The sequence below is a fragment of the Acinetobacter junii genome, assembly GCF_018336855.1.
In the GTDB taxonomy this organism is placed as follows: domain Bacteria; phylum Pseudomonadota; class Gammaproteobacteria; order Pseudomonadales; family Moraxellaceae; genus Acinetobacter; species Acinetobacter junii.
The window spans coordinates 1,541,039-1,554,752 of sequence record NZ_CP059558.1 but is presented as its reverse complement, the minus strand read 5'-3'; the positions used below and the strand labels follow the sequence as shown (position 1 = coordinate 1,554,752).

Sequence of the window (13,714 nt, the reverse complement as noted above, 5' to 3'; positions counted from 1 at the left end):
TTTAATAATAACCTGTTTAAATACAAAACGGTAGCGCAGTACATGAATACTACGCTACCGTTTACAGTATTTTTGTATAAAAAAGTACATCTCTGTTACAAGAAATGTACTTTTTAACAAATTACTTCATTTGAGCTTTAATTAAGTCACCAATAGTCTTAGGACCATTGCTTTCTGCAGCTTGAGTTGCAGCAGCTTGGCGAGCGTTGTTTACAGCTTCTTTCTCTTCAGCTTCGTCTTTCGCTTTGATAGACAAGTTGATAGAACGAGACTTACGATCAACGTTGATGATCTTCGCTTCAACTTCTTGACCAACTTCTAAGAACTTAGTTGCATCTTCAACGCGGTCACGATTGATTTCAGAAGCTTTAAGAGTTGCTTCGATGTCATCAGCTAATTTAACTGTAGCACCTTTAGCATCAACAGCTGTAACAGTACCTTTAACTAAAGCACCGCGTTCATTCGCAGCTAAGAAGTCATTGAATGGATCGCTGTTTAATTGCTTGATACCAAGGCTGATACGGTTACCTTCAGCATCAACAGATAAGATAACTGCTTCAACTGTGTCACCTTTCTTGTAACGACGGATAGCTTCTTCGCCTTGTTCGTTCCAAGAAATATCAGACAAGTGAACTAAACCGTCGATACCACCAGATAAACCGATGAAGATACCGAAGTCAGTAATAGACTTGATCGTACCAGAAACTTTTTCGCCTTTCTCATGAGATTTAGCAAACTCTTCCCATGGGTTAGCACGAGTTTGTTTAATACCTAAAGAAATACGACGACGTTCTTCGTCAACTTCAAGAACCATAACATCAACTTCATCACCAATCTGAACTACTTTAGATGGGTGGATGTTTTTGTTTGTGTGGTCCATTTCTGAAACGTGTACTAAACCTTCAACGCCTTCAGCGATTTCAGCAAAGCAACCGTAGTCAGTTAAGTTAGTAACGCGCGCTTTAACGATAGAACCTTTAGGGTAACGGCTCATGATCGCTAACCATGGATCTTCGCCTAATTGCTTAAGACCTAAAGATACACGATTACGCTCGCGGTCAAATTTAAGTACTTTAACTGTAACTTCTTGACCAACTTCAACAACTTCTGAAGGGTGTTTGATGCGTTTCCAAGCCATATCTGTGATATGAAGAAGACCATCAATACCACCAAGATCAACGAATGCACCGTAGTCAGTAAGGTTCTTAATAGTACCAGTAACTGTTTGACCTTCTTCAAGTTGAGCAAGTAATGCTTCACGGTCAGCAGAAGATTCTGCTTCCATAACAGCACGACGAGATACAACAACGTTGTTACGTTTAGCATCAAGCTTGATTACTTTGAACTCTAACTCTTTACCTTCAAGGTGAGTTGTGTCACGAATAGGACGAGTGTCAACTAAAGAACCTGGTAAGAATGCACGTACAGGACCGATGTCAACAGTGAAACCGCCTTTAACCTTACCAGAGATAACACCAGTAACGATTTCGCCGTCTTCAAAGATTTTCTCAAGTTTAGTCCAAGTTTCAGCACGTTTCGCTTTTTCACGTGACAAAACAGTTTGACCCATACCGTTGTCAAGCGCTTCAACAACTACGTCAACAGTATCGCCAACTTGAACTTCAAGTTCACGTTGTTCATTTAAAAATTCAGCACGATCAACAACGCCTTCAGATTTAAGGCCAGTGTCGACAGTAACCCAGTCAGAATCGATACTAACAACAGTACCTTGGATGACTGCACCCTTTTCAACGTTGAGGTTTAATTCACTTTCTTCAAAGAGGGCTGCAAAAGATTCGGTCATGATATACCTGATAAAGTCAGCGGTCTTGGATCAGACAAGGCCGGTTAAGTTAAGTTGTTACATTGTCCAAAAGATCTGATCAAGCAATGCTTCAACTGAAAGTTAATTCAATATCTATTTTATACGACTGTCGATATAGTCAACCATGAGCTTAAATACTTCATCGATACCTATCTCAGAGCTATCAACGATATAAGCATCTTCGGCTGGCTTGAGCGGAGCAACTGTACGCTCCATATCTCGCTTATCTCTAGCCTGTATGTTAGATAAAATGTCGCTTATTTTAGCATCAAGACCCATACCCTGCAACTGTTTTACACGTCGCTCCGCTCGTGATTGTGCTGATGCGGTTAGATAAATCTTTGCCTGAGCTTCAGGAAAAATAGAAGTTGCCATATCACGACCATCAGCAACCAATCCTGGAGACTGGATAAAAGCTCTTTGACGATCAAATAACGCTTTACGTAATGCTGGAATTGCTGCAACTTTAGAAGCATATTCCCCTACTTCCTCCGTGCGTATCACATTCGTCACATCAGCACCATCGAGTAGAATAATCGTGGTAGATTCTGTTGATTTAAATTCGATATTTAAATGAGTTGCAATTTCGACACATTCATCCAACTTAGTTTCAAGTTGCTCTAATAAGTTTTTTTGAGCCAAAGACAGTCCAAGTAAACGATATAACGCACCAGAATCTAATAAATTATATTGGTAATGTGCAGCAATCTTAGCAGCTAACGTACCTTTTCCAGATCCGCTTGGACCATCAATCGTAATAATATGAACTGTCATTCTCTTCTCTTTATGGAGCAATTGATTTCGCTAGTTTTGAGAAACCTAGTGTAATTGCTGCTTTAAGTTGTGCAAGAATTAATTTACTCACAAAAGGTGCTTTTGCTGTAAATTCAATCTTGTAAGTTACCAATGTTACGTAAGGTGTAATTTCTTTGAAATCAATTTGACCCAAATGATGCTTTACAAGTGGATTGTTAATCAACTTATACTCAATACGTTTATTTTCTTCCAATAATGTAATTTCTTCTTGCAATGGTTTTACAGGACCAAATCCCATTCGACGAACCGACCCAATGCCATCTGGACGTTTTGGATCAGCCGAATCTTTAACTCGTACCACTTGTAATGGAGCAAAAGCTTTATTATAAGTTGCATGTTTTGACAATAAATCAAACACTTCTGAAATAGGTGCGTGGAACTCTTTTTTTACGGTGATTGCATTACGCATAGCTTTGCCTTTTTTTAATTTGACCAAAATCATTGCGGCTTAGTTTGCCACAACTCAAAAGACATGTTTAATCATTTAAGGACGTTTTAGATAAATGGGCTTGCTTCTTTTCTTTTCTTCTATGCTTAAAAAAATCACTTAGTTGAGCTGAACACTGTTGTTGTAAACAACCTTGTTCAAATACAAATTTATGGTTGTAGTAGCCATTATCTAACAATTGACGAGCGCTAACAACAGAACCAGCTTTTGGCTCAGTCGTTGCAAAAATCACTTTTTGAACTCTTGCATGAATCAATGCACCAACACACATGGTACAAGGTTCAAGCGTCACATATAAAACAGCATCATCTGGTAATCGATAATTTTCAATAGCTCGGCAAGCTGAGCGCAGCGCTTGAATCTCTGCATGTGCCGTAGGATCAGACAATTGGATAGGTGCATTGTAACCTGAGCCAATGATTTTATCTTGACTCACGATTACAGCGCCAACAGGTATTTCACCTTGTGATGCTGCGATTGCAGCCTGCTCGTAGGCAAACTGCATCCAATATTCATCTTTATTAACAGTCATATCTACTTAAGAAATTACACCATATTGTCTTAATAACGCATTCCAACTATCAATTGTTGTAATTGGTGGACAATCAGACAATATATCTTTCAAAGTGATTTTTTCAGCAGACTTCCATTCAGGTGAAAGATCCTTATCAACCAAACGTGCTCGCACACCCTCAACGAAATCAGGATGACGAATCTTCCAATCAGAAATTTGTGACTCTAAAGCAAAAACCTCATCCCATGCATGACCTTGTTTACCCCATTGCCAAAGCAACCAAGTAATCGCAGCAGTGCTCGGAGAACCCTTCTGTAAATTCTCACTAGCTTGACGCAACCAGTCACTACTTGCATCACTCAAACCTATAATGGCTTGGTAATCATACTCAAAGCTTTGTCCACGACAAACACTATGGATAACATCAATAGAATTTTGCAATGGTCCAGAAGCAACTGGACGATGCAGGCTATTTAGGGTGTCATCGATTGCTCTAAATGCGCCAGCTGGATAATGATTCCAATCAACATTCAATACTTTTTGAAGCACATTATCACGCTGAGCTTCACAAATATGTGTCGCCCAACCAATACTGAAAGCTCCAGCAGCTGTCATGATTGAACCCGTTAAACCAGTAAATAGACCAATTTGACCACGATCAGCAAGGAAGCGACTACCACCAACATCAGGATACAATCCAATATTAATCTCAGGCATAGCCAAACGAGAATATGGTGTGACCAAACGAAATGGTGCAGCCATAAATAAGCCTAGTCCGCCACCCATGACATAACCTTCACCCCAAACCACAATAGGCTTAGCATAGTTATGCAGCAGTAAATCTAGTGCATATTCTTGCTCAAAGAATTTATTAGCCGTATCAACTTCATTGTTAATAACCAATTGGCGCAATTTACGAACATCACCACCCGCGCAAAATGCTTTTGGTGTAGTCGAATCAAACCAAATCGCTTTTACACTTTCATCATCATGGAAATGTTCGAACACTTTGAGTAAAGCACTTACGATCGATTCATCCAATGCGTGTAATGATTTAGGTCGGTTCAAACGAACAATACGCCAACCATTTTTAGCATGCTCGACAATCAAATCAGGATGATAGCTATTTAAATCGGGAGAATTCATTATGCGTCCAATTGCCAGTCTATAGGCTCAATGCCATGTTGTTTCAAATATTGATTTGTTTTAGAAAACACTTTACAGCCAAAAAAACCACCTCGGTTTGCTGATAAAGGTGACGGGTGGGCTGCACTTAAAACTAAATGTTTGTTACGATCTATGCGCTGTCCTTTACGTTGAGCATAAGCTCCCCATAATATAAATACGATACGTTCACGATGTTCATTCAACACATCAATCACATTATCAGTAAAATCTTCCCAACCTTGTTTCTGATGTGAGGTAGGTTGACTAGCTTCAACCGTCAGCACACTATTCAGCAATAAAACACCTTGCTCAGCCCATTTACTCAAATCGCCATGTCGAGAAACGGGTATACCTAAATCAGTGTTCAATTCATGAAAAATATTACGTAAAGATGGAGGTAATGCAACCCCTCTTTGTACCGAAAAACTTAAACCATTCGCCTGATTCGGTCCATGATAAGGATCTTGACCAAGTATGACGACTTTTACACAGTTAAGTGGCGTAGTGTTAAATGCATTAAAAATTTGTTTGCTTGGCGGATAAATCGTTTTTTGGGCAAGTTTCTCTTGTTGCAAAAACTCGCGTAAATTATCCATTTTTTGCCCAAGTAAAAATTCAGAAAGTGAATATTTCCAAGATTCATCAATCTGAATTTTATTTAATTTATTGAGCTGTTGTTCCGTAAATTGCATCAACTTTCCTTAATTTGAGTTCACTTAATCAAGTAAACTCAAAGTGTTACTTGTAATTCCACTTCTGGATTTTTGAACTTAATTCCTTGTTTCAAGTTCTCATATATCTGTGGATCACTCCACTCTGATACGACTTGTTCTGAAAAAACAATTTGATCCAAACTCAATATACCCATTTGCTCATTTTCAATGTCTTCCTGAAAACTTTGGGCGTACCCAGTATCAGTTTCATGAACAATCACAGAATATACTTGAACATCACCCTCACCATTTTGTGTTGTAGTTGAGCGAAGGACTTGTTGAGCTAAATAGAAAAAAATACGTGAAAATTGTTCGGCAGAAGGCGAAACAGGCAATGAAATCCATCGTGCACTAAATGTCTTACATGCATCAATATAAGCAGCATCATCTTTTTGCCAAAAACAAATGGCATGATCAAAACTGTCAAAAAGTTCTTTTATAACACCTTTGAGCAAACCAAAATCGTAAACCATCTGACCATGATCTAACTTTGACGCTTTGAGTAATAATTCAACTTTATAACTATGCCCATGAATCGAACGCTTACAGCGATCTGATGTACAATTGCGTACAATATGAGCATTTTCAAACTTAAATAATTTACGAATTAACATGCACCAAGCTAATCTTTATCTGCGAACGAGTTTTATTATAAAGCAAAAAAACAAGCATTGGGATTGATTTTAAACCTTGTCGATATTTGATAATTCAATTATCAAATCAATTGAAAGGTGCAAGACTTCTTGAGTAAACAATTACATGATTATCTTTTCTAGCCATAGAACTTGTGAATTGACGCTTACGCTCACTTAAAAGCACATCAATCTGTGCAGTAAAATAATTCGATTTCACATCCATTAGGCTACCTGCATCAGTTTTGCTCTGCTCATCAATACCTGAAAATGCATTCAATTTCCATAAATCATCTAGATTATTAAAATAAGTCAAATTTGCCTGCTTTGCTTTGATCTCCTGCTCTACTGCTTTCATATCCACCTTTGGATCCATGCTTGCTAACAATAAAGCAGGTGCAGTATTTATATTTATTTTTGTCAGTTCAGGTAAGGCCGAAACATAGGGACGAATTAAGTCAAATTTTTTACCTTCAAATCCTCTAACCAACTTTAATTCTTCAACATTATGGAACTTTGTATTTGATGCTAAATATGCAGGATCCATTCCCTGATAAATACTACTTTCAGCCCCCATTGCACCTGAAGTTTCATCATCCGCATCTTGCCAATCAATGACAGCTTGACTCAACTCCGCTGGCAGTCCAACTCTGACTAATAGTTTTTCAAACCACCGACGAGCCGAATCATCCACTTTTCCATCTGGCTTAATTAAATTATTTAAATTAAATTTTCCCGAATCATCAATTAAACGTCCAGAAACTGCACCATCTTCAACTGGAAACGGAGGCATTGGTTTCGCCCAACTTTCCTGTAAATGATCAAGATTACCTGCATTTTCACTATCTTGAATCAATAATTCAGAAAAAAATGCCTCTGCGCTTTTTGCATAAAGTAAAGACTGATTTTGGCGCATCAAATAGCCCGTATTTTCAGCAGTATTGCTTTGACGTTTTGCAATTGTTGCAGCCAAAATAGTAGCCAATGCGACCATGATCAATATTGTGAGAAGTGCTATACCTTGTTCAGAAGATTTAATCTTGATCATTGAGGTGTTTCCTGATTGACCAATAACTGATTGGCATTTAATAAACTATAAATCCACTCATAATCTGATCCAGCAATCGTCAATTGTACTTTAAAACCTAATGGTAATTTCATTAATTCATTTACATTATTTGGATCATTAATATTTTCAGGCCATTGGCTAATTTCTTGTGGATTTAAAATCAAAATTCTAAATTGATCTACATTTTCAAGTAAAGTGCTTGATACTGGTTGCACACGATTTGGAATATTTAAATTTGTATATTTCAAACGGTAAACTTTTTTTTGTTGTGCATCATATCTGTATTCTATTCGCTCATATGGTGAAAGACCTTGCTTCAATGGATCAGATACCCCAGCCTTACTAAAACTAAAACTTCGATCATTCAAAACCATAGCTGCTTGTAATTGTCGCCCATCATTTGCAGTCAATGGAATTATCTGCATGCTATCTTTTAAAAATTGCTGATAAGCATCCTGTAATTCAAATAAGTGTGTTTCATGTTCTGCATTTCTATCTTTCACTTTGATGAGATAATCAAAAACTTTCCACCCCAACATTGAAAGCACTGCAAAAATCGCAATCGCAACAAGCAACTCAACTAAAGTAAAACCTAAATTACTCTTAATTTTTTTTGGTAAATAAGACTTAGTCGAACTTTGCTGACATTCTGAGACAACATTAAATCTGAAACCCAACCTCATTACAACATTCTTGATTTTCATGATGTTTTGACTTTTGCAGGATAATTAAAGAATACAAGATTGGTAATTCCTGCCTCAACTTTACCTTGTTCAGTGTTATATAAACTTACTTGTAACTCGATACGTTGGATTTTTGGGCTTAATGTTGATTGTGCTTTTTTATCGATTTGCCAAGTTTCCCCCTGCGCAGTCACTTGTTTAGATTGTGTTCCCTCAAGCCACTCTTGATTTATTTCCATGGTTGCAATTTCATTCATTGCCACAAATTGGGCTTTAGTACGTAAAATTGCATTTGAAGTTGATTGGGTATACTGCATAGCTACTTTAGTTAACGCGATTGCAGCGACCGCAAAAATAGCTAAAGCAACCATCACCTCTAACAGCGTAAAACCTTTCTGTATTTTGAGAGAATCTAGTTTAACCTCAGCAATTGTTTGAAAATTAAGACTATCTGATTTTTTATAAAGCAAACTGAATTGTCGATTAGTCATCTTATTTGAGGTGTTAATTTTCATGTATTTTCCCCAAGTAATCTAATTCCAATTCATTACCAATCGGTTGCTGCTGATAATAAAATTGAATTCTCACAGGTTTAACTTCACCATTGCCAAACCAAACTAGTTGAGGAGATTTACCCCCCAGTAAATCCTCGTTATTTGCTTTAGAATACCGCTCAGCATCAACAACTTGTAAGCTGAAGGACACGTTATCTGGTAATTGGCGAGGCTTAAATTCCTTATATACCTGCCATGTTTTATCAGCTTGCTGAACGAGCTGTAGACTCTGGTCGTGATATTCAAATAAATTATAGGTAAATGGCGAAACATCCGTTGCGTTTTGAAAATTCAATGCAAATACTTTTGATTGATCAGCAGATTCTTTATTTATTCTTTTCAGATCAAGTATAAATAGCTCTCTGGCTTGGATTGCTTTACGCTGATCTATACCACCAATATTCAGAACAACAAGTGATGCCATGACCGTCATGATTACAATCACCACCATGATCTCAATTAGGGTAAAACCTTGCTGTAATCGAAGTGATGATTTCATGATCATAATCAACTATGTTAATGCATGTTCAAGCTGTTTTGGCATCGCCAAAGCCTGTTCTATATAAGCTACACGTAGTGTGTCTCTTGAGCCCAAGTAACGCTGATAGAAACTTGAATTTAGTATAACCGCAGCACCATAGGTTAAAGACCATATCGAGGCTAAATAATCTCGTGTCGTCATCTTACTATTGATATCAATCAGGTAACTTTCAGTCATACGAATAATAATGCGTAATCTTTGACGTCGAATTTTATATAATTCACTGAATAGTAGCTGTATTCCTTGTCCAGTTGTTGAAAGACGTTCTTCTATTTGATGAAATAATGCGGTACGTTCAGGATGATGTAAATGATGTAGCATAAAAAAAGCTAAATGCTCCGGAAATGACTTTTCAGTATCCTGAATCATTTCCAACAGCATTTTTTCATTGCGAATGATCAGTAACATATACAGCTCATCTTTGCTTTGAAAATGCTTATATAAAGTGCCTTTAGCTAAATCCAATTCTGCTGCAAGGGCATCAAGCGTCATGCCCGCTTCACCATTTTCTAATAAGAGTTGTTCAGCGATTTGAAAAATTAATGCTTCTCGTGCTCTAAACTGAGCTTGACGATCCATCTTCACGTGATAACTCTCTTTTCAAGTACTACAAACCGTTATTTAAAATTTAAGAGATTTTCAAAATTTTGCATGGTAATCATGCCAATCTCTTCAAGCGATTTATCATATACTTCACTTAGAGCTTTTGCTACATAGGGCACATATTTTGGTTCATTTGTTTTACCACGATATGGCACAGGTGCTAGATACGGACTATCTGTTTCAATTAATACACGATCAAGTGGAACTTGCTTAGCAACATCTCTAAGGGATTGAGCATTTTTGAAAGAAATGATTCCTGAAAAAGAAATATAGTAACCACAATCTAAGACCGCTTTCGCTGTTTCCCAATCTTCTGTGAAACAATGTAATATGCCGTGTGTTGATTGTTCAGCTCGAATAATATCTACAGTGTCATGTTTTGCCGAGCGCGTATGTACAACCACAGGTTTTTTTACAATTTTTGATGCTTGTATATGCCTAGCAAAGCATTGCTTCTGATCTTCAACAAAATCAGTACTGTGATAATAATCCAAACCCGTTTCACCTAAAGCCCACACTTTCTCTGATTGAGCTAACTCGACCAAATAATCTGTTGTAGCTCGGGCCATGACATGTTGATCTTCACATGGATGAACCCCTACTGTGTAACCAACATCATCGTGTCGTGATGCAATTTCTGCCAATTTTATATGATCTTCTAAATCCACAGATATCCCCATGAATTTAGTTACGCCTGCCTGACGTGCAGCATCGAGCGCTTGATCTAGATCTCCACCGTATGGCGTAAGATCTAACATGGTTAAATGGCAATGGGTATCAACAAACACGCTTTGTTCCTAAAAAATTTAATTACATAGTATAACTTGGACGATCAAGGCTTTTTGAACCCGCTAAAATTCTTTCTGCCTCTGTTCGATAATAAACACCTTTATCACCTGCAAGCTGAATCGCAAAACCTTGTGGTTTAAAATGGGTTTGCTTATGCGAAATCCAAATCACCTTACCAGTTAAAGGAATTTTCTGTGATTGATCAGGCAGAGTCGCAAGGATAAAAACTTCTTGTCCCATTTTTACCGCTTGCTTAGTCGGAACAAATAAACCGCCACCTTGTACAAAAGGCATATAACTCGCTTGTAAGGTAGCCTTGTCAGGAATATTGACTTGTATAATCCCGCCCATCATTTGTGGTTGCATTACATTCCCCTGTTATTAATTTACTTAAAGTTTCTTATATGATGCTGATTAACCGTAATAAAGCATGAACGCTCATGGTTTCAAATACAAGTGCGATAAACCACCGTCAACCTATTTAGTTGAACCCAATCAAGTTTCATTTTTTGAATTATAAGAAACATTAATAGAAACAACAAATAATGTTTCAAATAACTTACCTATTTATAAGTATTTAAGAAATATCGTCACTGATGGACATTCATTAGCTGAATAAATAGCTCATCCATAACTAATTGCGACTGAACATTTTGCTCCAACATTAGTTTTTTCTGCTGGAAATCCGAATAAATTGAGAACAGAGTTTCTAAGTTATATATTTGAGCCAAATCATCAAAAACTAAATCTTGATTTTTTAATTGCTGATTTAGCTTTAGACGAATAACATCCACAAACAAGTATTCAAACATAACCATAAAATCTGCAAAACTTAGCTCTTTCGACCATTTATTAGCATAATGCAAAGGCATACTCTTTTCAGAACAGAGCTTAGACCAATCTTTTAAAAATAATGCTCGTTTATCTAACCACTCACTGTTTTGTATTTCTATTGCAGTTAATGGCATCCCATTAGCAAGATTGAGTAACAAGGATAGTTGTTGCGGTTTCAGGTCAGAAATTCTTTCTTGCAGAAAACTCTGAGCATCCTCATCTTTTAAACGATCTAATGCAAAGTGTTGCAATCGACTCCGAATAGTTGCAGGTAATTTCAAATAATGATCTGCAACCAAGATCAAAACAACTTTCTCACCAGGTTCTTCTAAAGTTTTTAATAAAGCATTTGATGAAGCTATGTTTAAAGCTTCAGCAGGTTCAATGACTACAACACGCCAGCCTTCACCAGTTTGCTGAACAAAAGGTAAAAGATCTCGAATTTTTTCAATCTTAATTTTTGCATTTTGCTTTTTATTATCTTCATCTGTTGTGATGTGAACATAGTTAGGATGTGTATCCGACTTTAACCATTGACAGCTACTACATTCGCCACAGGCATTTTCAGATTGTTTATTTAAACATAACACCCATGCTACAAATCTATCGGTAAACTCTTGTTTAGCACATCCTTTCTTTCCATAAAACAATAAACCATGTCCAACATCAGGAAAACGCGAGGTTAAAAGATCCCACGTTTGGTGATGCCAAGGATAATGTTCATAGATTTGAACTTCTTTTGTCATATTATTCAAAGAAACTGATAGACATTGAGTTTAATCGATCTAAATCTTCCTGAGTATCAACTCCAGGCGGAAGGTTTGCTTCAGCAATAGCTATAGCAATTCGATGACCGTTTTCAAGCACCCTGAGTTGCTCAAGACTTTCTAATTTTTCAAGCATACCTTGATCCCAAGTTACATATTCTTGTAATAGTTTAACTCGATAGGCATACAAACCTAGATGACGGTAAGCACTGCTATGCATTGATTGCTGTTTTTGTTTCGCCCCATCACGATCATAAGGGATAGTTGCGCGGCTAAAATACAATGCTTCATTATGTTTTGACATAACAACTTTGACGATACTATCTCGCTGAAATTCATCCAAAGCGCTGATTGGCTCGCACAATGTAGACATTGAGCAGTTTGGATTATCGACTAGAAGTTGTGAAACCTGTTTAACTAATTTTGCAGGTAATAAAGGTTCATCACCCTGAACATTCACAATAATATCATCTTCAGCCCACCCTTTTAAACGAGCTACTTCACTTAAACGATCCGTACCAGATGGATGATCAGGGCTTGTCAATACCACATCAACGCCTTCTGCACGGCAGATCTCGGCAATTCGCTCATCATCTGTCGCAACACATAAATCATCAAAGCCCTCAACTTTTTTTGCCTGATCAACCACCCGTAAAATCATTGGACGACCATGTATCAGCAACAATGGTTTAGCTGGTAATCTCGAACTTGCAAAACGTGCAGGAATGACAATGTGTTTCATGGTATATCTCTAAGACAAATGAATACCAACTTGTTGTAATTGTTGCTCCAACAAGTCATAACAATCGGATGATAAAACGGCTTCTACTGGTACAACCCAAATAGGGATATTAAATTCCGGATGCTGAATTAAAATTTCTTTTAATTTAACAGCATCTTTTTCTGTTGTGATAATCGCATTCTGATTCTGAAAACTTAGATCACTCAGTTTATATTCATGATGATCTGGGAACTCATGCGCTTGAAATTGCTCAATTCCTAAATTTTGCAAAGTCTGATAAAAACGCTGAGGAAAACCAATACCAACCACAGCATGATAGCTTTGCTTTGAATCGAATTGATTAGATAAATTACCAGATCTGAGTAAATAAGGCTTACCCACTTGCAAATGCATATTGAGCAATGATTGAGGCTGTTTGCTATGTACAATCACACTACTATTTTGTAGACGTGATTTTGGCTCTCGCAAATAACCTTCAGGCAAAAGCTTTTCATTACCTAAACCACGATTTTGATCTAAAACAATCCATTCAATTTGACGATCTAAAGCCCAGTGCTGAAGACCATCATCACTAATAATCAAATCCAATGAATATTTCTGCAATAATAACTCTATAGAAGATTGTCTATTTGGACCAACTGCCATTGCAACACCAGTCGATTGAACAATTAAAGCGGGTTCATCACCAATAATCTCAGGCGATGACTCTTTATGTACCAGCGCTGGAAATGGACCAACCCCTCCATAGCCACGACTGATTACACCTACCGACAACCCTTTGCTTTGCAAATATTTTACTAGTTGAATTAGCAAAGGGGTTTTTCCACTTCCGCCAACTGTAATATTTCCAATCACCATAACTGGGATTGGTGCCGTATAGATTTTCTTCAGCTTGTGTGTATACATCGCTTTATTCATCAAAAATGCAAAGCGATAAAGCCATGACACTGGTCTTAAAACGATCAACCATTTCTCTTGGTTATTCCAAGCAGTCTGAATCGTCTGTGCCAGTGACAT

The 13,714-nt window shown here is 37.3% G+C and carries 17 protein-coding genes; all 17 read right to left on the bottom strand.

Annotated features, from left to right (window positions below; translation table 11 throughout):
• Positions 1 to 121: 121 nt before the first annotated feature.
• Positions 122 to 1,804, bottom strand: a complete 1,683-nt coding sequence (gene rpsA / locus H2677_RS07385; RefSeq protein ID WP_004954100.1) for a 30S ribosomal protein S1 — start codon at positions 1,802 to 1,804, stop codon at positions 122 to 124.
• A 114-nt stretch (positions 1,805 to 1,918) separates the two neighbouring features.
• Positions 1,919 to 2,599: a (d)CMP kinase gene (cmk, locus tag H2677_RS07380; RefSeq protein ID WP_125299263.1), complete on the bottom strand. Its 681-nt coding sequence runs from the start codon at positions 2,597 to 2,599 to the stop codon at positions 1,919 to 1,921.
• A gap of 10 nt (positions 2,600 to 2,609) precedes the next feature.
• The gene (locus tag H2677_RS07375) at positions 2,610 to 3,050 is read right to left on the bottom strand and encodes an SRPBCC family protein (protein WP_212639497.1); all 441 of its coding nucleotides are present in this window, start codon (positions 3,048 to 3,050) and stop codon (positions 2,610 to 2,612) included.
• Between the two features lie 67 nt (positions 3,051 to 3,117).
• The gene (tadA, locus tag H2677_RS07370) at positions 3,118 to 3,621 is read right to left on the bottom strand and encodes a tRNA adenosine(34) deaminase TadA (protein WP_212639496.1); all 504 of its coding nucleotides are present in this window, start codon (positions 3,619 to 3,621) and stop codon (positions 3,118 to 3,120) included.
• A 6-nt stretch (positions 3,622 to 3,627) separates the two neighbouring features.
• The gene (locus tag H2677_RS07365; RefSeq protein WP_171053792.1) at positions 3,628 to 4,752 is read right to left on the bottom strand and encodes an enoyl-CoA hydratase/isomerase family protein; all 1,125 of its coding nucleotides are present in this window, start codon (positions 4,750 to 4,752) and stop codon (positions 3,628 to 3,630) included.
• On the bottom strand, positions 4,749 to 5,462 hold the full coding sequence (gene ung, locus H2677_RS07360) for a uracil-DNA glycosylase (protein ID WP_212639495.1): 714 nt from the start codon (positions 5,460 to 5,462) through the stop codon (positions 4,749 to 4,751). Before ung ends, H2677_RS07365 begins: the two co-directional genes overlap by 4 nt.
• 38 nt (positions 5,463 to 5,500) lie before the next feature.
• A complete protein-coding gene (locus H2677_RS07355) occupies positions 5,501 to 6,097 on the bottom strand; it encodes a 6-pyruvoyl trahydropterin synthase family protein (RefSeq protein ID WP_212639494.1) in 597 nt (198 codons plus the stop codon).
• Positions 6,098 to 6,203: 106 nt separating this feature from the next.
• Complete coding sequence (gene gspK / locus H2677_RS07350) at positions 6,204 to 7,163, bottom strand: type II secretion system minor pseudopilin GspK (protein WP_212639493.1); 960 nt, start codon at positions 7,161 to 7,163, stop codon at positions 6,204 to 6,206.
• The gene (gene gspJ, locus H2677_RS07345) at positions 7,160 to 7,888 is read right to left on the bottom strand and encodes a type II secretion system minor pseudopilin GspJ (protein ID WP_228301673.1); all 729 of its coding nucleotides are present in this window, start codon (positions 7,886 to 7,888) and stop codon (positions 7,160 to 7,162) included. The genes gspK and gspJ overlap by 4 nt, the downstream gene beginning before the upstream one ends.
• Complete coding sequence (locus H2677_RS07340) at positions 7,885 to 8,238, bottom strand: type II secretion system protein (RefSeq protein WP_042106585.1); 354 nt, start codon at positions 8,236 to 8,238, stop codon at positions 7,885 to 7,887. Before H2677_RS07340 ends, gspJ begins: the two co-directional genes overlap by 4 nt.
• Positions 8,239 to 8,371: 133 nt before the next feature.
• Positions 8,372 to 8,920: a prepilin-type N-terminal cleavage/methylation domain-containing protein gene (locus H2677_RS07335; RefSeq protein ID WP_212639491.1), complete on the bottom strand. Its 549-nt coding sequence runs from the start codon at positions 8,918 to 8,920 to the stop codon at positions 8,372 to 8,374.
• 12 nt (positions 8,921 to 8,932) lie between these two features.
• A complete protein-coding gene (locus H2677_RS07330) occupies positions 8,933 to 9,541 on the bottom strand; it encodes a TetR/AcrR family transcriptional regulator (RefSeq protein ID WP_020899852.1) in 609 nt (202 codons plus the stop codon).
• A 38-nt stretch (positions 9,542 to 9,579) separates the two neighbouring features.
• Positions 9,580 to 10,353, bottom strand: a complete 774-nt coding sequence (locus H2677_RS07325; protein ID WP_004911519.1) for a TatD family hydrolase — start codon at positions 10,351 to 10,353, stop codon at positions 9,580 to 9,582.
• Between the two features lie 22 nt (positions 10,354 to 10,375).
• Positions 10,376 to 10,720, bottom strand: coding sequence for a PilZ domain-containing protein (locus H2677_RS07320; protein WP_004954079.1), 345 nt, complete (start codon positions 10,718 to 10,720; stop codon positions 10,376 to 10,378).
• Positions 10,721 to 10,944: 224 nt separating this feature from the next.
• Entirely contained in the window at positions 10,945 to 11,934 is a 990-nt protein-coding gene (locus H2677_RS07315; protein ID WP_212639490.1) for a DNA polymerase III subunit delta', read from the bottom strand.
• Between the two features lies 1 nt (position 11,935).
• The gene (gene kdsB / locus H2677_RS07310; RefSeq protein WP_212639489.1) at positions 11,936 to 12,697 is read right to left on the bottom strand and encodes a 3-deoxy-manno-octulosonate cytidylyltransferase; all 762 of its coding nucleotides are present in this window, start codon (positions 12,695 to 12,697) and stop codon (positions 11,936 to 11,938) included.
• 9 nt (positions 12,698 to 12,706) lie between these two features.
• A complete protein-coding gene (gene lpxK / locus H2677_RS07305; protein WP_212639488.1) occupies positions 12,707 to 13,714 on the bottom strand; it encodes a tetraacyldisaccharide 4'-kinase in 1,008 nt (335 codons plus the stop codon).